This window comes from Vibrio sp. 10N.222.55.C6, from assembly GCF_041473395.1.
Lineage (GTDB): Bacteria > Pseudomonadota > Gammaproteobacteria > Enterobacterales > Vibrionaceae > Vibrio > Vibrio crassostreae_C.
In genome coordinates this window covers 1-287 of record NZ_JBFRSD010000337.1, presented here as the reverse complement: position 1 = coordinate 287, position 287 = coordinate 1, and the positions used below count along the sequence as shown (strand labels likewise).

At 45.3% G+C, this 287-nt stretch carries 1 pseudogene; it reads right to left on the bottom strand.

Going from position 1 to position 287, the window contains the following annotated elements:
* A pseudogene (locus AB4486_RS24000) lies at positions 1-287 on the bottom strand (DNA polymerase II); the annotation flags it as partial.

Sequence of the window (287 nt, the reverse complement as noted above, 5' to 3'; positions counted from 1 at the left end):
TAGCCAGTGAGGGCTTATCGAACTTGAACATTCGATTAATCTCATCCATGCGATCATGAACGTTATGAATATCCTTACCTTCACCAAGTAGTTCGCGTGAGACTGATTCAAGCGACCAAGATCTGAAGTGGTAGGTTGCTGTTTTCAGCATATCGATGCCATCCAAAACAACACGCCCTGGAATAGTAATAAAGCCCTGTTGGCTTTGTGCTGAGCTACGGAAGAAGCTAGGTTGATTGTCTCGACCGATATTGAGCTTTACCTCATTCCATTCCGCCCGCTTGTGT